This window comes from Pseudomonas sp. A1230, from assembly GCF_044218825.1.
Taxonomy (GTDB): domain Bacteria; phylum Pseudomonadota; class Gammaproteobacteria; order Pseudomonadales; family Pseudomonadaceae; genus Aquipseudomonas; species Aquipseudomonas iridis.
In genome coordinates this window covers 1,294,526-1,313,478 of the sequence record NZ_CP162582.1, presented here as the reverse complement: position 1 = coordinate 1,313,478, position 18,953 = coordinate 1,294,526, and the positions used below count along the sequence as shown (strand labels likewise).

At 61.0% G+C, this 18,953-nt stretch carries 21 protein-coding genes; 7 read left to right on the top strand and 14 right to left on the bottom strand.

Annotated features, from left to right (window positions below; translation table 11 throughout):
- Positions 1–28: 28 nt before the first annotated feature.
- Positions 29–1,477: a sensor histidine kinase gene (locus tag AB4P97_RS06205; RefSeq protein WP_395602238.1), complete on the bottom strand. Its 1,449-nt coding sequence runs from the start codon at positions 1,475–1,477 to the stop codon at positions 29–31.
- A gap of 376 nt (positions 1,478–1,853) precedes the next feature.
- Between AB4P97_RS06205 and AB4P97_RS06200 the strand changes: the two genes are divergently transcribed.
- The 6 genes from AB4P97_RS06200 to AB4P97_RS06175 all read left to right on the top strand — a co-directional run bounded on the left by AB4P97_RS06200 (position 1,854) and on the right by AB4P97_RS06175 (position 8,250).
- Positions 1,854–3,200 carry a hypothetical protein gene (locus AB4P97_RS06200; protein WP_042559786.1) on the top strand — a complete coding sequence of 449 codons (1,347 nt, stop codon included), beginning with the start codon at positions 1,854–1,856 and terminating at the stop codon, positions 3,198–3,200.
- 35 nt (positions 3,201–3,235) lie between these two features.
- Entirely contained in the window at positions 3,236–5,467 is a 2,232-nt protein-coding gene (locus tag AB4P97_RS06195) for an Ig-like domain-containing protein (RefSeq protein ID WP_395602237.1), read from the top strand.
- 81 nt (positions 5,468–5,548) lie between these two features.
- Positions 5,549–6,013 (top strand): curlin, encoded by a 465-nt coding sequence (locus tag AB4P97_RS06190; protein WP_042559788.1) that lies wholly within the window; start codon positions 5,549–5,551, stop codon positions 6,011–6,013.
- Positions 6,014–6,041: 28 nt separating this feature from the next.
- Positions 6,042–7,493, top strand: a complete 1,452-nt coding sequence (locus AB4P97_RS06185) for a curlin (protein WP_395602236.1) — start codon at positions 6,042–6,044, stop codon at positions 7,491–7,493.
- A gap of 276 nt (positions 7,494–7,769) precedes the next feature.
- Positions 7,770–7,976 (top strand): hypothetical protein, encoded by a 207-nt coding sequence (locus AB4P97_RS06180; protein ID WP_042559790.1) that lies wholly within the window; start codon positions 7,770–7,772, stop codon positions 7,974–7,976.
- Positions 7,966–8,250 carry a type II toxin-antitoxin system RelE/ParE family toxin gene (locus AB4P97_RS06175; RefSeq protein ID WP_047300541.1) on the top strand — a complete coding sequence of 95 codons (285 nt, stop codon included), beginning with the start codon at positions 7,966–7,968 and terminating at the stop codon, positions 8,248–8,250. Before AB4P97_RS06180 ends, AB4P97_RS06175 begins: the two co-directional genes overlap by 11 nt.
- 173 nt (positions 8,251–8,423) lie before the next feature.
- Here the strand turns inward: AB4P97_RS06175 and AB4P97_RS06170 are convergent, their stop codons facing one another.
- Positions 8,424–8,801 (bottom strand): DUF6124 family protein, encoded by a 378-nt coding sequence (locus AB4P97_RS06170; RefSeq protein WP_395602235.1) that lies wholly within the window; start codon positions 8,799–8,801, stop codon positions 8,424–8,426.
- A gap of 329 nt (positions 8,802–9,130) precedes the next feature.
- Between AB4P97_RS06170 and AB4P97_RS06165 the strand changes: the two genes are divergently transcribed.
- Positions 9,131–9,403: a hypothetical protein gene (locus AB4P97_RS06165; RefSeq protein ID WP_200617027.1), complete on the top strand. Its 273-nt coding sequence runs from the start codon at positions 9,131–9,133 to the stop codon at positions 9,401–9,403.
- A 452-nt stretch (positions 9,404–9,855) separates the two neighbouring features.
- Here AB4P97_RS06165 and AB4P97_RS06160 read toward each other — a convergent pair whose 3' ends face one another.
- From AB4P97_RS06160 to AB4P97_RS06105, 12 genes are read right to left on the bottom strand one after another with little or no spacing between them, the layout of a single operon-like run.
- Positions 9,856–10,722: a CsgG/HfaB family protein gene (locus AB4P97_RS06160; protein ID WP_200617026.1), complete on the bottom strand. Its 867-nt coding sequence runs from the start codon at positions 10,720–10,722 to the stop codon at positions 9,856–9,858.
- Between the two features lie 29 nt (positions 10,723–10,751).
- Complete coding sequence (locus AB4P97_RS06155; protein WP_042559794.1) at positions 10,752–11,183, bottom strand: curli assembly protein CsgF; 432 nt, start codon at positions 11,181–11,183, stop codon at positions 10,752–10,754.
- Entirely contained in the window at positions 11,180–11,572 is a 393-nt protein-coding gene (gene csgE, locus AB4P97_RS06150) for a curli production assembly/transport protein CsgE (RefSeq protein ID WP_042559795.1), read from the bottom strand. The genes AB4P97_RS06155 and csgE overlap by 4 nt, the downstream gene beginning before the upstream one ends.
- Positions 11,569–12,108, bottom strand: coding sequence for a type II secretion system protein (locus AB4P97_RS06145; protein WP_395602234.1), 540 nt, complete (start codon positions 12,106–12,108; stop codon positions 11,569–11,571). Before AB4P97_RS06145 ends, csgE begins: the two co-directional genes overlap by 4 nt.
- Positions 12,083–12,457, bottom strand: coding sequence for a type II secretion system protein (locus AB4P97_RS06140; protein WP_007919395.1), 375 nt, complete (start codon positions 12,455–12,457; stop codon positions 12,083–12,085). Before AB4P97_RS06140 ends, AB4P97_RS06145 begins: the two co-directional genes overlap by 26 nt.
- Positions 12,458–12,462: 5 nt before the next feature.
- Positions 12,463–12,936, bottom strand: coding sequence for a type II secretion system protein (locus tag AB4P97_RS06135; RefSeq protein WP_042559797.1), 474 nt, complete (start codon positions 12,934–12,936; stop codon positions 12,463–12,465).
- Positions 12,937–12,938: 2 nt separating this feature from the next.
- Entirely contained in the window at positions 12,939–14,786 is a 1,848-nt protein-coding gene (locus AB4P97_RS06130; RefSeq protein ID WP_115146747.1) for a secretin N-terminal domain-containing protein, read from the bottom strand.
- The gene (locus AB4P97_RS06125; RefSeq protein WP_200617023.1) at positions 14,783–15,301 is read right to left on the bottom strand and encodes a hypothetical protein; all 519 of its coding nucleotides are present in this window, start codon (positions 15,299–15,301) and stop codon (positions 14,783–14,785) included. The genes AB4P97_RS06130 and AB4P97_RS06125 overlap by 4 nt, the downstream gene beginning before the upstream one ends.
- Entirely contained in the window at positions 15,301–15,849 is a 549-nt protein-coding gene (locus AB4P97_RS06120; protein WP_042559800.1) for a GspMb/PilO family protein, read from the bottom strand. The genes AB4P97_RS06125 and AB4P97_RS06120 overlap by 1 nt, the downstream gene beginning before the upstream one ends.
- Positions 15,836–16,381, bottom strand: coding sequence for a PilN domain-containing protein (locus AB4P97_RS06115; protein WP_395602233.1), 546 nt, complete (start codon positions 16,379–16,381; stop codon positions 15,836–15,838). The genes AB4P97_RS06120 and AB4P97_RS06115 overlap by 14 nt, the downstream gene beginning before the upstream one ends.
- A 1-nt stretch (position 16,382) precedes the next feature.
- Positions 16,383–17,186 (bottom strand): hypothetical protein, encoded by an 804-nt coding sequence (locus AB4P97_RS06110; protein WP_115146744.1) that lies wholly within the window; start codon positions 17,184–17,186, stop codon positions 16,383–16,385.
- On the bottom strand, positions 17,167–18,873 hold the full coding sequence (locus tag AB4P97_RS06105) for a GspE/PulE family protein (protein ID WP_047300533.1): 1,707 nt from the start codon (positions 18,871–18,873) through the stop codon (positions 17,167–17,169). Before AB4P97_RS06105 ends, AB4P97_RS06110 begins: the two co-directional genes overlap by 20 nt.
- Between the last annotated feature and the right edge of the window lie 80 nt (positions 18,874–18,953).

Below are 18,953 nucleotides of genomic sequence, written 5' to 3'. Positions count from 1 at the left end.
AGGCAGCCCCTCTACGGGAAAGTTGTCGTCAGGGGACGCGTTGAAAGGCCAGACGCACGGTGGTGCCCTCGCCTTCGCGGCTGTCGAGGGTCACACCACCGCCATAGCGCTCCATGATCCGTTTGACCAGCACCAGGCCGACGCCGAGCCCGCCCTGTTTGGTAGTGAAAAACGGCCGGAACGCCAGGCTGCGTTGTTCTTCGTTCATGTCTTTGCCCGTGTCGCTGAGCACCACGCTGACGCTGCGGTTGTCGACCGGCTCAAGGCTGATGGTCAACGTGCCGCCCTTGTCCATCGCTTCCAGAGCATTGGCCAGCAGGCTGTTGAGGATCTGCGTCAGTTGCACCGGCTGGCTGAGGACCATCGGCGTGTTCTGCGGACGAAACGCCACCTGTACCTGGTTTTTGGCAATTTGCTGCTCGAAGGCGACCAGACTTTCATGCAGGGCCGCCACCAGGTTTACCGGCTCCGGATCATCGTTGAGTGGCCGCAGGGATTGCAGCAGCTCCCTCACCCATTTCGACATGCGGTCAACCTGGCCGATGATGTCCTTGATGTTTTTCTCCGCCGGCCCGGCATCGAACTCCAGCGCCAGCTCGGCACTCGAGCGGATGGTCGCCAAGGGGTTTCGCAGACTGTGCGCCACTGCCGAGGACATCTCGCCCAGCGCAACAAATGTTTCGTTGGCAATCAGTTGCTTTTGCTGCGCCGCCAACAATATCGCCGCGCGCCGCACGATCCAGTACAAGCCCAGATAAATCAGCCCGCCGCCAAGGGCCGTGGCCAGCCAGATCAGGACCATGCCGCGCTCCATGCGCGCGATCAGGTCTTTGGGTTCCTTGTAGATCTCGACCATCGCCGTGACGTTCTTGCCTTCGGCGTCGAACAACGGGATGTAGTTCTCGATGAAGATGTATTGCGGCGGCACGACGAATTTCTGCTCGGCGCGGTCCTCTTCGACGCCGTGATAGCTGGCCGACACCGGAATCTTTTGATTGAAGGCCCGATCGAGGTCTTCGTCGGCGTGAATGCTGGTGCCGATCAGCTCGGGGTTGGTTGACCAGATCACTCGCCGGTCGAGCGAGTAGATATTGGCGAGGATCACGTCAGGCAAATGCTCGATGTGATCAAGAAACTCGCCTCGCGCATCAGCCCGCGCTTGCGGGTTGACGTCGGGAAAATCCTTGTCCTGTAGCGGATCAAGCAGCTCGCCCATGGTCCGCACATTGGGAATCGAAACATGGCGTACCTCGGCCGAAGCGATGGCCTGAATAAACTGCGCCGTGAGCAACGCATCGCGCTGCACGCTTTCCTCAATCACAAATCGTGTCGACACCGCACCGAGCGCCACGGCGACCGTACCGATCACCGCCATGCTGATCAACGAAAACCAGCGCAACAGATTGAACGGCTTCGTTCGCGGGCCTGGCCGCAGGCTGCTCTCATCGACTGGAAGTGATTTCGACTGCATGTTCATGGCGCGACTTCCCGAAACTTCCCTATAGGGTTATAGCCCACGGTTGGGTGTTTGCCCGAATGCGGGGGGCCTCAATTTCCCGATCAACCAAAAACCTTCTGTAGGAGCTGTCGAGTGAAACGAGGCTGCGATCCTTTGATCTTAACAATCAAAAGATCGCAGCCTTCGGCAGCTCCTACAGGGGTGCCCCACCGGCCCCAATGCTGGGGACTGATGCCCTATCCCCCGAATGCTGTATCGCCCGACCGCTTATTGAAAGCCCCCTCTAAACCGGGCCTTTCAAGCCCATTCGACAGACCTTGGCATGGAAGGTGTACAGGCCCTCTGCAACTGACCCACCCCCAAGGGACAGGTACTTTGATAGAGGGCTTAACTCATGCACCCTTTACTGTCCAAAACCGCGACCGTCCTGGTCGTGAGCGCCTTGGCTCAGGGCATCGCCCAGGCCGCGTTGTTTGCTGTTGACCCCGGCCCCTACACCCCGGCCAACGGTGGTTTCGCCAGCTGGTATCAGGACTCCCACGGTCGCACGCTCGATTTGTGCCTGTCCAAAGCGCTTAGCTCGCGAGTGCCCAGCGCACCTGGCGCGCCTTCGTACATGTGCTCGCTGCTGCCGACCCCCGGTGTGTTCGACGACGCGCAGCCAATCGTTTTCCCCACCAACTTCCCCGATGAAGCGTTCTGGTTCACTGGCGAAACTGCACTGGTCGATGCGGCACGCGGGATCGACCTCGGTTACGTGAGCGCCATCGAAGCCGCGTTTGCCGCCGAAGAGCCGGTCGAAGGCGATCAGGTCAGCTTCGCGCGCGTGCGCATTCGGGTCGATGTGCCGACCGCCGGCACCTACGTGATCACCCACCCCTACGGCGTCGAAGTGTTCAACATCGACACACCCGGCCGGCGCGCGATCAACATGACCCGCGACATCGGCATCGGCACCCCTCAAACCTACGACGGCGCCCTCAAGGGTGACATCGGGCCGTTCCTGCGCAGCGTCAACGGGCCGTACACCGAGACCAATCCGCTGACCGGCGCCGCCGAACAATTCATTGGCGACCCGAACCTCAGCGAGCCGGTCACCGGCAGTCCGTTCAACACCAACTACGTACGGATCGAAGGCCCTAACGGTCTGGATTTGCGCACGACCACGTTTGCGGTCTCCGGCAAGTTGTCGACCGTCGTGCGACCAACGCCAATGATCACGCAGCGCAGCACCTACTCGCGCAAGGCCGGTGAAAGCACGCCTGTGGCCCAGCAAGACGTGTTCGTCCTCGCGCCGCCTGCGCCCGGCACCGCAGCAATCACCAGCAGCACCCCAGTGCTGAACATGACCGAAGCCAACAGCACCGGCAGTTGGTACGCGCAGTCCTCGGTCAACCCGACCTTGCCGACCACGTTGCAAGTGACCGCCGACAACCATCTGGCGATCGCCAGCAGCACGCCGACCACCCTGCCGATGGTCCTGACCGATCTGGTGATTATCCAGAGCGCCCAGTACAGCCTGAGCTCCGGGCAACTGACCGTGGTGGCCTCGACCAGTGACGAAACCTCGCCCCCCGTACTCACCGCCTCCTCCGGCAGTGGCGCCGCCATCGGTGCGCTGGGCGGCGACGGCGCGGTGAAAACCCTGGCCACCGGGATCTCGCCGATACCACCGGCCAAGGTTTTGGTGACGTCGTCCAACGGCGGCAGCGATACCGAAGAAGTGGTCATAGTGCAATGAACGCTCACATGCCCAGATCCGTATCAGGAGGCATCATGAACAAGTGGCCACGCTTCGCGCTCAACGCGCTCGGGCTGACTCTCTCGCTGACCGGCAGTGCCTACGCGCAACTCGCCGCCGTCGACCCCGGCCCCTACACCTTCGCCACCGGGAAATTCCCGATGTGGTATCAGGACAACAATCAACTGTCGATGGAACTCTGTCAGTCGCGCGCCGCCAGTTCGAGGGTGCCGGCCAGCGTGCCACCGGCCTACATGTGCATTCTGCTGGCCGAGGCGGGCATCTACGACGACGCCCAGCCGATGATTTTCCCTGACAACTGGCCGCCGGAAGCATTCTGGTTCCTGGCGGAAACGACGATCCCGCAGATCGGCAACAGCGGCTATGAACTGGAAGCGTACGTTGCCGGGATAGAAGCGGCGTTTGCCTCGGAGAATCCGATTGACGGTGATCAGGCAAGCTTCGCGCGGATCCGCATTCGGGTCTCGGTGCCCAGCGCCGGTACCTACACCATCACCCACCCGTATGGCGTGGAAACGGTCAACGTCACCACACCCGGTCGACGTGCGATCAACATCACCCGTGACATCGGCATTGGTGCGCCGGGCAACTTCAGCGGTGCACTCACCGGCGCGATCGGGCCGTTCCTGCGCAGCGTCAACGGCCCTTACACCGAGGTCAACCCGGACACCGGCGCCACCGAAACCTACGTCGGCGACCCGAACCTCAATGAAGCGGTGACCGGCAGCCCGTTCAACACCAACTTCGTGCGCATCACCGGGCCGGCCGGGACCATCCAGTCCAGTGTGTTCAGCCTGTCTGGCAAGGTGCTCGACAACCGCCAGCAAACCCAGGTCGAAATCGACCGCGCCACCTATCGCCGCACCGCCGCTGGCGTGCGTGCCGAAGTATTCGCCAAGGCGGATAACAGTTCGACTCTGTGTTTTCGCGAAAGCGTTGCGCTGCTGCCCGGCCCACCGCAGACACCGTGCCAGACCGATATGCTGGGCGACAACAATGGACTGTTCTTCGGCCAACGTCTGGGCAGCGGGACTGTGCCGCCAGTCATCGTCGTGACCGCGACCAACCCGACCGGCACCACACGTCCAACCGCCGTATCGGCCAAGCTCACCGACGTGGTGAAAATACAGACCGCGCGCTACAACTGGGCCAACCAAAGCCTGCTGATCGAAGCCACTTCGACCGATGAAGTCGCAGTGCCAGACATGGTTGCCCAGGGTTACGGACGCCTGTCGAAAACCGGCACCCTGCAACGGATCACCGTCGCCGACCTGACTCAGCCACCGGCTACCGTGACGGTAAAATCCGCCGCCGGCGGCAGCGATAGCGAGGCGGTTGTTGTCGTCGGCACCGCGCCGGACACCGGTGAAAACCAGGCGCCGATCACCAACGCCGACACCGGCAGCACCACCTTCGGTGTACCGATTACCCTCAGCCTGTTGACCAACGACAGCGATCCTGACGGCGACACGCCACTGGGTATCACCGCGTTGACCCAACCCGCCGCAGGCCAAGGCACCGTCGCCCTCAGCGGTTCTGCCGCCGTGGTCTACACCCCGCCAGCCGTGGTGAACGTGCCACTGACCACAACCTTCACCTACAAAGCACAGGACGCCAAAGGCCTGGCTTCGGCCAACCCGGCAACCGTGACGATTACCGTCGCGCCAAACCGGGCACCGACCGCCGTCGCCGACAGCGTCGCAACACTGGGCGTAGCGATCCCGATCAACGTGCTGGCCAACGACACCGATCCGGAAGGCAACGTACCGCTTGCGGTCAACAGCCTGACCCAACCGGCTATCGGCCGCGGCACGGTCAACACCGACGGCACGGTGATCAACTACACCCCACCGGCCACCGTGACCACAGCCTTCACCACGACGTTCACCTACATCGCCCGGGACAGCTTCGGCGCCCTGTCGACCCCGGCGACCGTCACCGTGCAAGTGTCGCCACGACCAGCGACAGAGACCTTCGCGGTCACCGCATCGACGGTGCAGGCGCGGTCCGGCGGTCGCTTCAACTGGGACTTCACCGGCACCTCATCGGTGACCACCGGCAACACCATCACCGTGCAGGTCACCACCCCGACCGGGCTGGTAACGCTGGGCACGACCACGGTACCGGTGACCGGACGCTGGCGGCTGACGCTGGCCAACACGTTGATAGTGCCATCGGCTAACCCGACGGCGACCATCCGTTCATCCCAGGGCACCGTGCGCACGGTCTCGGTGAACACGCTCTAGCTCCGTTAATACCGGCATGCGCCCCACCCACTTTCGGGTGGGTGGGGCAAAAGCTCGGCCACATCCACACAGGACAACGCCATGAATACGCCGACCGCCGCCCTGCTTTGCCTGCTCGCCTTGTGCGCCAGTGCGGGTGTACGCGCCGACGATTTAATGGAGAACGATGACCTCGCGCCCACCAGCATCGACCTCGGCGAACTACCCCCCCCCGTGGGACAGCAAGCCCTGATCGAGCAGATCGGCCAGGCCAACGTCGCCCTGCTGCAACAGAACGGTCAGTCGCTGCTCGGGCGGATCGTGCAATCGGGCAGCAATCAGGAGGCGTACATCCTGCAACAAGGCAGCGACCTGATGGCTTTGATCACTCAGAACGGTTACGGCAATGCCGCCTCAATCACGCAAAACGGCAACCACAACCGCGCGCAGATTTCGCAAAACGGCAACAACAACGACGCCAGCATCGAGCAGGCCGGCGCGGGGCTGCAAAGCGCCGTGACCCAGTCGGGCAACGGCATGAGCGTCTCGGTCAAGCAATACCGCTAAAGCACTGCAACCCTTTGGAGATTCCATCATGTTCAAATTGACGCCCCTCACCGCCGCGATCCTGGTCATGATCAGTGCCCAGGCCATGGCCGACGACAGCCTCTCCACTCAAAACCAGTCCGGTACCGCCAACATCGCCGATGTGAAGCAGACCGGCGCCCCGTTCAGCAGCGCTACCCAGACCCAACTCGGTCAGGGCAACGACGCTGCTGCCGTGCAAGACACCGCCACCAGTGTCATCACTCAGGACGCGGCCGGTGACTACAACGCTGGTTACGCCGAGCAACTGTTCGAAAACAACAGTGTGATCACCCAGCAACAGGTCGGCGCGTTCAACACCAGCCACGCCAGCCAGTCGCTCGGCTTCGGCGCCGGCAACCAGGCGCTGCAACAGCAGCAAGGCACCGGCAACTTCTCGTTCGTCTATCAGGACTCGCAGAACGGCAGCGAAGGCAAAACCTTGCAGTTCGGCGACAGCAACGAAGCCAACATCGAACAACTCTATGAAGGCAGTGGCAACAGTTCGGTGATCACCCAATACGGCACAGCCAACTACGGCACCGCCGAGCAGGTCCTCCACAACGGCGGGCAGATCGGCATCAACCAGGCCGGCGAAAGTAACTACGTCTACGCCGACCAGCGCAACGGCACTGGCGGCAACATCACCGTCAACCAGTTGGGCAACATGAACGGCAGCGAAGTCTGGCAAGACTCGCAACTGGCCAGCCAAGCCACCATCAACCAATACGGCGACAGCAACGAAACCGTGGTCGACCAAAGCTTCGGCGAAAACAACAACGCCGCCGTCACCCAGATCGGCAACACCAACGCGATCTATGCCGACCAGTTCGAGTCAGTCAACTCGACCCTGGCGCTGTATCAAGTTGGCAACGGCAACGTGCACTTCACCTACCAGAACGGCGACAGCCACGTGCTCAATGCCACCTCCGCGGGCAACGACAACAAGGTCTACGCCAGCAACTGGAAAGGCCCGCAATCCGGCGGCCAATTCGGCAGCAACCAGCGCGCCACCGTCACCCAGGCCGGCACTGGCAACATCGCCAACTTCACCCAGGATGGCGTCGGCCAGATCATGACCACCAGCCAGACCGGCACTGGCAACAAAACCACGGTCAAACAGGCTGATTCCTACAACGAGCTGTACTTCGATCAGAACGGCAGCGACAACATCCTGATCTCCGATCAGCGCGGCACCACCAACCTGATCCAGGGCTCGTCGAACGGCACTGGCAACAGTGCAGAATTCGATCAGTCCGGGACCGGCAACCAGGCGTACACCGCGCAGCTGTATGGCAGCGACAACATGATCACGGTCAAACAGGCTGACACCATGAACGTGGCGTATGTAACGCAAGGCGGGATGGGCAACATTGCCAATGTCGATCAGAGTGGCGTAACGCAAACGGCGAATATTCAGCAGTTTGGGTCGGCTAACCAGGCGAGTGTGTTGCAGCAGTAGGGGTTGGGTGTTGATGAGCCGCGATTCTCTGGTGAAGGGGGTCGCGGTTTTTTTTGCGCTGACGTTTGAGTTGCGTCCTACGGAAAACGGAACGTTTTCAGAAATTCGGGGAGTTTTCTGACAAGTTCTGGCGGTTGGCCGTCGGAAGTGCAGGCTCTAGGATTTGCCGGGACAACTTGATCCTCATGGAGCTTGGCCTACATGCAATTCATCCAGATAGCGACGACAGCGATACCATTAACGAATAGACTTCGAGGTACCAAACCCGGAGGTTCTATGATCGACCCGCCCTTGATCGACCCACTGTGCCCGGTTGTTTCGGATCTTGATCCCGAGGAGCAGGCTGCGAGTTATGACCGTTGGTTTCGGGCCGAAGTACAAGCCTCTCTCGATGATCCGCGTCCGAGTATTCCCCATGAGCAAGTGATGGAGGAAATGAATGCCTTGATGGAATCAATGCGCAAAAGCGCTGATGCAGATTAAGTGGCGACCCAAGGCCCGGGTCGAACTCTCGAAAATCCTGAAGTACATTGGCGAGCGAAATTTTGTAGCGGCGACTGCACTTCACAAGTCCGTCGTAAAAACTACGTCTGCGCTTTGTTGGCATCCACACCTGTATCGCAAAGGCCGCTCTCCCGGCACTCGAGAGATTGTGGTAAGCCCGAACTATCTCGTCGTTTATCAAGTGGCGGAGCAAATTGAGATTGTGAGCATCTTGCATGCGCGTCAGGAGTACCCTCGACGCGACCCCGGTTAAGATCGCATCCTCGTCTCAACACAAGAAACCTTGCTTCCCGTGGAGGTACGGTTTTTTGATCGTTCCCACGCTCTGCGTGGGAATGCCTCTCGGGACGCTCCGCGTTCCAAATTGCGAATTTGACGCAGAGCCTCAGGAGCTGCATTCCCAAGTGGAGCGTGGGAACGATCTAATTAGCCATCCTTCAACTCGACGTGATCCAGCGCTTGATTCACCGCCAGCTCACCCAGCATCACGACTTGTGCGATACCGAGGGCCGTTTTTCGGTGTGAAGCAGGCAGCGAGGCGGCGAAGTTGTTGAGCATTTCAGTGGCCGAGCCGAGGGTTTCGCTGGCGTTGGCGAGCAAGGATTCGGTGTTGTACCTGGGATTGGCGAGGTACATGGGTTCCGGCTCGTTGGCGCTGGACATGATGTGGGCGGTGGGATTGAGGTAGAAATCGAGGGCACGGTCGGCGGCTTCATGGAGTTTTTTGCTGTCGACTGAGGCGTAGGGGGAAGTGGTGTAGGGGGTGGCTTCGGATTCTGGCGGGTTGGGGGTTGGTTTTTTCATGGTGAATCTCCGATCCTGAAGTGGAGCTGGCCCATTCGGTTTCCGAACGAATAGGTGGCAGCTGTACGCAGGCTGGAAACCCGGGGAACGGAGAACCCGGTTGACCCGAAGGTCTCCCGCGCACAGCCGCCATAACGGAGTGCACACAATAAAGGTGCGCAAGCATACGTCATGAAAAGCGCTAATGCGCTCGGTTCACGTCGGGGTTTCCAATCCCGGTCGCTGATTTGGCAGCGACGAACACAGGCTAGAGACCGTACGTCCGACGGACAACCTGAAAACATTGTGGGAAGCTTCCGCGAATTCGAAACACCGTTAAACATCCAGAATTGAAATACGCAAAGGCAGGAGCTGCCGCAGGCTGCGATCTTTTGATTTTTCAAAAGCAAGATCAAAAGATCGCAGCCTGCGGCAGCTCCTACAGGGATGCGTACAACCCAAAGAAATTGGTCGGCTCTGAGGCCGCCATCGCTGGCAAGCCAGCTCCCACAGAAAAACAAAAACAGAACGCACACCGCTACCGCTCCTCACCACTCAACAGGATGAGCGTTAGCTCGGCTGCAGCTTTTGATCTTGATCCACCGGCCCCGTCGGCAGGCTGAGTGGAGGGATTTATCCGGGGGGTGGAAGCGCAGCGACCGTTTGGCGGAGCCAAACACATCGAGAGGAGGTGCAGCGAAGCAAACCGGAGACGATGCGCCCGGATCGATCCCGGAACGAAGGAACCCCGAGCCCCAGCGAGCGGGACGAACGTTGGGGCAAGCGTTTTTTTGCTTACTTTTTTAGGCGTTTGTAAAAAAAGTGAGTCGCCGTAAGGGCGAAACCCTGGGTGGCCGTTACCGCAGGAATGGATATGTACTCAGTCAGAAAGAACCCCACCACCTGACAAAAAGCCTTCGCGAGCAGGCTCGCTCCCACAGTTGGAACTGGGTACATCTGCCAGAGATTGGTCGGCTATAAGGCCGCCATCGCTGGCAAGCCAGCTCCCACAGGTTTTGGGGACATTGCCCCGCCAACCTCTGCAAGAACCTGGTCGGCCCGAAGGCCGCCACGTTCACTCGGCCTCAGCCTCCGGATCAACCTTGTTCTGACTCAAATACCGATTCAAAACATCATCCTGCGAAGGCGAAGAACTATCCCCCGCCACCTGCCACAACCGCCGCTCAATCCCCTGGGCCACCATATGCCCCACCGCCGCCTCAATCGCCGACAACACACAAAGCTGCGCCGGCTCGTTAGTCGTGTAACCCACCTCGGCCTCAAGCAACTTCTTGAACTCGATAAACTTGAACACCCCGGCACTGCGCGCCACCGAATAAATCGTCTTGCTGGTCATCACATTCGACAACACCTGCCCGCTACGCACATCCACCGCGCGCAGATTCACGGTCACCTGATCCACCCGATACTCCCGGGAAATATCGATCCCCAGATACCGCGCCCCTTCCCCACCGCTACGCACGTTCGTGTCATAAGCGATGATCCCGCCCTCAAGCATCATGTTCGCCGCCTGCAACGGTGGCAGCTCACCCTGAATATTCACCGGGGTATTGGGCTTTTTCTGCGACGCGCGAATGATCTTGCGTTCAGTCAGCAGGTTCTGCAGCCCTTCACGCTCCAGCACAACAAACCAGCCACTGGCCTGCATCGCGTCCATCAACATCGACGCCGCCCCCTGAGTCACGCTGGTGGAAAACGAACTGGCAGGCGTCGGTTTGTACTGCCCGGTCTGATCACGGAAACCGTACACCACCGCCATCAAGCGACCCTTTGGCCGCGGCATCTTCAGCAAGTCATAGTAGGTTGACGCCCGTGGTGTCAGGGTCGGGGTTTCGGTGTCCTGCTCGGCCGACATCGGCTCGCGCAGACTGCACCCTTGCAATGTCGCCAACATCAGCCCTAGCGCGATTATTTTTTTCATGTCCAGCACTCCCCGGAACCGTCATCCCGTCATGGGTTGAGGCCGTTCACCTGAATTTCCGAAATTTCACCGGTCACTCGATCGGTCACTTCAATGCTCAGTGCCCCGGAGTCGTCGATGACGTTGACGATAAAAGAGTCAGTGGACAGGCTCCCCGTGTTGCCGGTGGAGATGTTGTCCAGCAACTGCCCTAGCAGTCGCGATTGCAATTGACTGGTGAAGCGCTCCAGCGCAGAAGTGCCGGCCACGCTCGAACGGCTCTTGAGGTCCGGATCGTCGTAATCGTTTTGTGCCTGGGCGTTGTTGAGCAGCCAGGTGCCGTTGAGCGGATTGCCGCCGAACGACGGATTGACCGGCGTGTAGACAAGCTCGGTGGCCTGGGCGGCGGCAACGCTGGCAAGGCCGACCAACAACCCCGAGATCCAGAATCCGCTGCGCCGTGAGAACGTTGTGGTTTTCATAATTCGTCCTTCTCAAGGTCGGTGGTGTCCTGCAACAGTGCCTCCAGCTTGCGCTGGACAACCTGGCGTCGAACCCAGTCGGCGGCCGCATAGGCCTCCTCCTTCAGTTCCACGGTGTTCGGCGGCAGGAAGCGCCGATACACCAGGCGTTGCTGATATTCCACGGTCACCAGGCTGCCCCAGCGCGCGTCGGGGCGCTCGCGCACCACCAGGTTGAAATCCATCGGGCTGGTGTCGCGCAGGCGTTCACTGAACGAGTAATAAAAGTCGTGGCCGATGTGCGAGATCGTGTCGTCGACGATGAAACCCATCAATTCGTCTTCTTCACTACCCTGGGCGCAGCACGCCACCACGGTGAGGGTCAGCGCGCACCACCATTGACGAGTCATGGCTGCAACGCCTGCGGCAGGTTCGACTGCCCCTTGGCCGGGCCACTGGTGCCGTTGAGGAAGGCTTTTTCAGCGACGAACTGCCAGTCCGAATAACGCTGCATGCCTTCGAAATCCGACCACTGCGTGGGGAAGCCCGATTGCTTCATCGGCACCTCGGTCGAAGGGCTGTTGAGACCGGTGATGCGCCCGTCAAAACCGCGTTGCAATGCCCATTCGCCCTGGCCGATCGGATCCGGATAGAGCTGACGCAGGTGATGCCTGGCTTCGGGAAAACGCTGATCGTCGAGCAGGTCAGCAAGCTCTTTCGGGTACTGCGCCAGCCCCGGCGAACTGCGGTAGTAGCTGCGCAGCGCTTGGGCGTATTGGGTGCCGACCCAGAGCAATTGCTTCTCGCGATCGCGGCGCGAAGCGGTCGACCACAATTCGCCGGCACTGGCCAGGCCCATGCCCATCACGACGATCAGAAACAGCACGCCCAGATAGGTGAATCCGCCCTGCTGCGCGTGTTTACCACTCGGAATACTGGCTGCCATCACGCGCCCTCCCGGTAGCACCGCTCTTGATGTCGGCCACGCCGCCCGCCACACCGTCCGGTGGCGCGATCAGCACCCACTGGTCTTTGCGTTCGGTGATCGGATCCAGTGGTGCGTTGCGCAGGTAACGTTGTTCGATCAACTGCTCGATGGAGTCGGGATAGCGACCGGTGTCGCCATAGAAGTGATCCAGCGCTTCGCGCATCGCCGACAGGCTCTGACGCAAGGTGGTCTCTTTCGACGCTTCAAGGCTGTTGAAGTAGCGCGGCAGCGCAATGGTCATCAGCGTGGCGATAATCGCCATCACCACCATCAGCTCCAGCAAGGTAAAACCTTTTTCGCGGCGCATGAGGTTCACCACTCGCGGTAGGCGATGCCGTTGAGGCCCTTGCCGCGAGCGTGGGAATAGACGTCGAAAACGTCCTCGCCATCGCGCGGATTTTGAGCCGAACTGTTGTAGGCACGTATGCCCCAACCCCCTTCGTCATCACGTTTGGCCGGCACCAGCGGATCGCGCGGGATACGGCGCAGAAAGTAGAACTTGGCGCCTTTGGCACTGCGCACATCGCGCACGCCTTCGACCAGTACTTTCAGGTTCGGCGGGTAGCCGCTGCTGTTCAGCGACTTCTCGATGTAACCGGCATCGAATGCGCGTTTGTAGGCGTCGATACCGTCGCGAATCTGATACAGCGCGGTGCGCAATTCCTGCTCCTTGCCACGCCGCACCAGGGTCTCGGTCAGCGGTGCGGCCATGCTCGCCAGCAAGCCAATCAGGGCCAGCGTCACCACGACTTCGATCAGGGTGAAACCGCGCTGGGAGGCGTTCATGATCAAGGCTTCTCGACGGTGACACGGGTGGTGGCCACGGCCGACTCACCGACTGCACGCGGCTGTCCGGCAGGCGACGGCATCACGTAGCTCTGCGAACGATCAGGGGCCTGAATGTGCATGCTGGTTTCGGTGCCGGTGGAGAACTCCATGTCCGACGGGCTCTGGTATGGCAGGTTGCGCACGATCCGTGGGGTGATCGATAGCACCAGTTCCGACTTGCCGACGGTGTCCTTGTTGCTGCCGAACAAACGGCCCAGCCCCGGAATATCACCCAGACCCGGAATTTTGTTGCCGGTCGCGCCGTGGTCGTTGCGCATCAGCCCCGCGAGGATCTGTGTTTCGCCGTCGTGCAGGCGCAGCGTGGTCTGCGCGTTGCGGGTGTCGACCTGCACCGGAATCGTGCCCTGGCGGGTCGGTTCCAGCGGCGTGGCGTTACTCACTTCGAGGGCAATCTTGATCGCCACTTCGTTATTCAGGTGCACGGTTGGCTGTACTTCAAGCTTGAGACCGACATCCAGATAAGTGACGCTTTCGGTGATCACCGGGCCCTGAGTCGAGGGTACCGAGGTGGCGCTGATGATCGGCACGCGCTGACCGATGTGGATACGCGCCTGCTCACGGTTGCTGACGCGGATCACCGGGCTTGCCAGGGTATTGATGTCGTTGTCCTGCGCGTTGATCTTGGCTTGCGGCGATGGCGAGATGCTGATGCGGCTGGAGTTGATGCCCTTGAGCTGATCGAGCAGGGTCACCGCCGAGCCGTCGCTGTTGACCACACCAAAAGTGTTGGGCCATTGCAGGCCAAGGTCGAGAATGCGCTGGGTGGCGACTTCCATCACCTCCACTTCGAGCACCACTTCGGGGTTGGACTGGTCTTGTGATTGCAGAAGCTTTTCGGCCATGCGCACGGCATCTTCGCTATCGCGCATGGTCAGGGTGTTGAGGCGTTCGTCGATGAACACGTCGCGGGTCTTGAGCATGGTCTTGACCATGTTTAGCGCGGTGTTGGCATCAATGCTGGTCAGGTAGAAGGTGCGCATTACCAGTTCCTGGTAATCCTTCACTTTCTGCGGCGAGTCCGGGTAGATCAGCAAGGTGTTTTCGTTGACCACTTTCTGGTGCAACTGGTTTTGCTGCAGCAGCAGCGTCACCGCGTCTTCGATGCGTACGTCACGCACGAAGATCGTGGCTTTCATGTCCGGACGCAGGTCTTTGTCGAAGATGAAATTCAGCCCCGCGACCTGCGACAGCACTTCGAAAATGGTCTTGAGGTTGGCGTCGCGAAACTCCAGGGTCACCGGCCGGTCGAGCTTGGTGCGCAGTTGCGGATAGGCAATCACGTTGCGGCTCTGCACCAGACGAATGTTGCCTTGCAGCTCCAGCGCGCCGTCGTTTTTCGGGTCGAGTTCGAGGATCTGTTTGACCTGGCGGTCGGCGCCGTAGATGTCGCCGCGACGCAGGTCACCCCGGGCCAGTTCGAGCTTCTCGTCCATGCTGCGCAGGTACTCGAGCTGACGCAGCGCATCCTGGGCGCGGCGGTTGTTCGGCTCGATGGTCAGCACGCGGCTGTAAGCCGTGCGGGCCGAGACGAAATCGCGGCGTGAGCGGTCGGTGTCGCCCGAGGTCAGCAGTGCGGTGATTGCCTTGGCTCGGCCGCTGTTGAGTAGCAGGTGCAGTTCGGTATCCCGCGGGTTCTCGCGCAAGCCTTCCTCGACCCGCGCCAGACCCGCTTCGTACTGCCCCTGATCAATCAGGTCGGCGGCTTCCTTGTTGGCCACTTGCGCGGAGCTGCACGCGGTCAGCCCCGCACACAGGCCAAGGCTCATCAGCAAACGGGATCGGTTCATTGCGTACTCCCCACAGACAAGGTCTGCGACAAATGCAAAGGCAGGTAGACCAGACTCAGTTCCAGATCGGAAATGCCGGTGATCTTCCAGGTGTCGTCGATCACATCCCCGTTGCGCACGACGTAGATTTTTTCGCCGTTCTGCAAAAACACCTGCAGGTCGCTGCGGTCATGCAGCTTGCCAACGAACTGAAACGGCACCGGTGGCAGGCTCGGGGCTTGCACCACGGGTGTAAGGTTGACGGCTGTTTCGGTGACCGTGGCCAGGGTTGGCGCGGCCTTCCACGATTTCCCGGCGAACAGATCGCCCGCTGGGGTGAGGTCTTTGATGGCCGCTGTTTTGGCCTTTGTGGTGCTGGCCGGCAAGGCGCCACGGGCGGCGGTTTTCGCTGGGGTGGCCATGGCAATATCAGTCGAATCCGCGTCGTCGCTCGGCGAGAAATATTCCGGCAACCAGGCCAGCGCGGCCGTCACGCCGAAGAACGCCACCCAACCCGTCACGCGCTTGGTATTCATCACGACCTCGACAGATAAAGGGTCATACGGATCCGGCCGTTGAGGTCGGTGTCGCCAATCTTCTTGCGTTGAAACTCGACGTCTTCCACCACCACCGCCGGCAACTGGCCGAGCAAGGCATGCAGGAAGCGGCGCAGTTGCGGGTAACTGCCGCGCACCGGCAAGAGGATCTGATAGCGCGCCAGATGGGTTTTCGGATCGATGCCGAGGGCGTACTCACCGCGCGCCAGGGTGATGTGTTCTTGCGCCGCAAGGGCGTAGATGCGGTCGATGGCCACGGTGGCCTGGGGCTGCGCCGGCAGTTTGTTGCGAAAATCATCGAGTTGGCGTTGCGGCACCACCGGCGGCGCGATGCTGCCGTCCTCGACCTTGGCCAGGTAGGCACTGGCTTCCTGCGTCTGTTGGCTGAGGTGCTGCAACGATTGCCAGCCCGGCAGCAAGCCGCCCAGTGCCCAGGCCAGTGCGATCAATACCAGCGCCAGCCCGGCCAGGCCCGGCAGGCCGAGGCCTTGCAGATACTCGTGAACGATCAGTCTAGGGATTCGCATCGCCAATCTCCCAAGTCGCCGACAGGTTGAACTGCACCGGTTGTTCCGGCGATTTGACGACGATTTCATGGCTGAGCAACGACACGTCGGACAGCTCGTCACTGGCCTCCAGGCGCTTGTGGAAATCCAGCATCGCCGGCAGATCACGCGCTTCAGCGCTGATCCGCACTTGCCCCTTGCGTGCATCCGGGGTCAGTGTCAGCAAGGCAATGTCGTCGCGCGGCATGCTTTCGAGCATCGCAAACAGACGCTCCCAAGGGCGGCGCAACTGCTGCGAGACCTTGCGCATTTCAGCGAGATTCTGCGCTTGCTCGCGGGTTTCGGCCGGAGTGAGACGGGTCTTGGCGACGCTGTCGCCGGTGAGCTGGCGCTGGGTGGTTTGCAGGTGCCCCTGCTGCTGTTCGGCTTGTGCATCGAGATGCTGTTGCACGCCCAGACACAGCAGCGCCAACAACACACCGCCGCCGAGCAGGCTCCAGCCCAACGGGCCGGAACGTGGGCGTGGCTGAAAGTCGAGATTCAGGGCGCGCATGTCAGGCCACCGCCCGGGACATGACGTACAAGCCGTCACGCACGGTCATCGAGTTGTCTTCAAGGGTGCGCAATTGCACGCCCGCCACTTGCGGCTGCGCATCAAGGCGCGCCGGTGCATGCAGATAAACGTTGAAGGCGCGTTCGCTGGTCGACGCCTGCAATTGCCGTTCGCGGCCGATCAAGGCATTGAGCGCTGCGTCGCTGTCGCTGCCACCCACCGAACGCACACCGGCCCAGCGCCCTTCCCGCGCCAGCAGCAGGACGCTGCGTTGCGGTTCGGCGACGACGAACAAAAAGTCGCCGGCCTCAAGGCTTTTGTCGAAACGATTGAACGCCGTCATCAGATACGGCTGCACCGAATGCAGGCGCAGACGGCGACCGCTGACCAAGGCCCGCAGGCGATCAAGCAAGTCTTGCGGCAAGGCGCTGGCGATGCGGTCGCACCCTGCCGGTTCGGCGGACAGCACTAACCCCCAGGTTTGCGTCGGCGCGCCGAACAGGTCTTCGAAACACAGTTGTGCGAAGCCGCGCAGTTCCTCAGGGCTGCTGATATGCGCGCTCCACGGCACCAGGCAGAACCGGCAGAAGTGGCTGGAAATCACCACGCTCAACTCGGCACCGGCGCGGGCATGTTCACCGAGCAGACGGTCAAGGGTATCCAGCGCCACCGCGTAGCTCTGGAAGCCTTCGTCGATGTAACCGACGCTGCCCAGCCACAGGGTGTCGCTGCCCCGCCGCTGCCCCAGGCCGACACCGCTGGCGCCGAGCACGGCGACAAATTGATCACGCGATAAAAGTGACACGATTGATCTCCTCCAGCGTGGTCCGACCTTGCTCCACCAGCTCCAGCGCCGATTCGCGCAACAGGCGCAAACCACGGGCACACGCCAGGGCTTTGATTTTGGTAATCGGTTGACGCTCGACGATCATCTGGCGCAGTTCGTCATCCAGGTGCAGCAGCTCGGCAATCGCCGTGCGCCCGCGGTAACCGCTGCCCCGGCAGTGACCGCAGCCTTTGCCGTGAACGAAGTGGTAGTGATCGACTTTTTGTGGATCAAGGCCCGAAGCGCGCAGTTCTTCATCGCTGGGGTTGACCGGCGTGCTGCAACTGGCGCACACCAGTCGAATCAGGCGTTGCGCGAGAATCGCGTTGAGCGCCGAAACCAGGCTGTAGGGGTCGATTTCCATTTGGGTGAAGCGACCAATCACGTCGAACACGTTGTTGGCGTGGATGGTGGTGAACACCAGGTGACCGGTGAGTGCCGATTGCACGGCAATCTGTGCGGTGTCCGGATCGCGGATCTCACCGACCATGATCTTGTCGGGGTCGTGACGCAGGATCGAGCGCAGACCACGGGCGAAGGTCAGGCCTTTTTTCTCGTTGACCGGAATCTGCAGGACGCCGGGCAACTGGTATTCGACCGGGTCTTCGATGGTGATGATCTTGTCCACACCGTGGTTGATCTCGGTGATCATCGCGTACAGCGTGGTGGTCTTGCCGCTGCCGGTGGGGCCGGTCACCAGCACCATGCCGTAGGGTTCGGCGGCGAGACGACGGAGCTGGCGCAGCGTTTCGTCTTCAAAGCCCAGCGCCTGCAATTGCACGCCGCAGACCTTGTCGGCCAGATCCTGTTTGTCGAGCACCCGCAACACCGCGTCTTCGCCAAAGATGCTCGGCATGATCGACACGCGAAAGTCGATCTGCCGGCCACTGATGCCGATCTTGAAACGGCCGTCCTGCGGTACGCGCTTCTCGCCAATATCCAGTTCGGCCATGACTTTGACCCGCGAGATCACCTGCTCGGCGAACTCGGCACCCTGAACCTTACTGATGTTGTTGAGCACGCCGTCGATGCGGTACTTGATCACCAGACCGTGGCCGGTGGTGCCGAGATGGATGTCACTGGCGTGCATTTTCAGCGCGTCGTAGAGGGTCGAGTTGACCAGTTTCACCACGCTGCTGGCGTCTTCGCTGATGCTGGTCAGGGACAGGCTTTGCAGGGTGTCGATTTCGTTGTGGGTGTCGCCCTGGGCGTTCAGCGATTCGACGGCGTGGAAGCTTTCTTCGTGACGGGCCAGATAGGCCTTGAGGTCGTCGGCGTGCACCAGATACAGCGGCGCGCCGTGCAGGCAGTCGTCGATCCAGGCCAGCCGCGCCGGGTCGAAGGGATCGGCGAACACACCGATCACTTCGTCGTTGTGGCGCAGCAGGATGAATTCACGCTTGAGGCATTGTGCGAGGGTGACCCGGTCAAATACCGGTGTCGCGGCGAACAGGCTGTCGGTGTCGAGCACCGGGTAATGCAGGGTCGCGCCGAGGCAATCAATGAACGGCATCGGCGCCAGTTCGCAGAGCACGCCGAGCGCATCCAGCACCCGTTCGCCGGAACCGGCGGCCCGCGCCCGGGCCTGGGACAGTTGTTCACTTGAAAAACTGGATGCAACGCTTTGCGCAACCTGCGGTTCGACGACAACGGACAGACGATCCATGGCTTGCTCTCCAACACCCGGGGCTTGAGGCCCTGACGGCGCGGGAGGCTATTGCGGCGAGTGCCGGAACGTCTATCGCG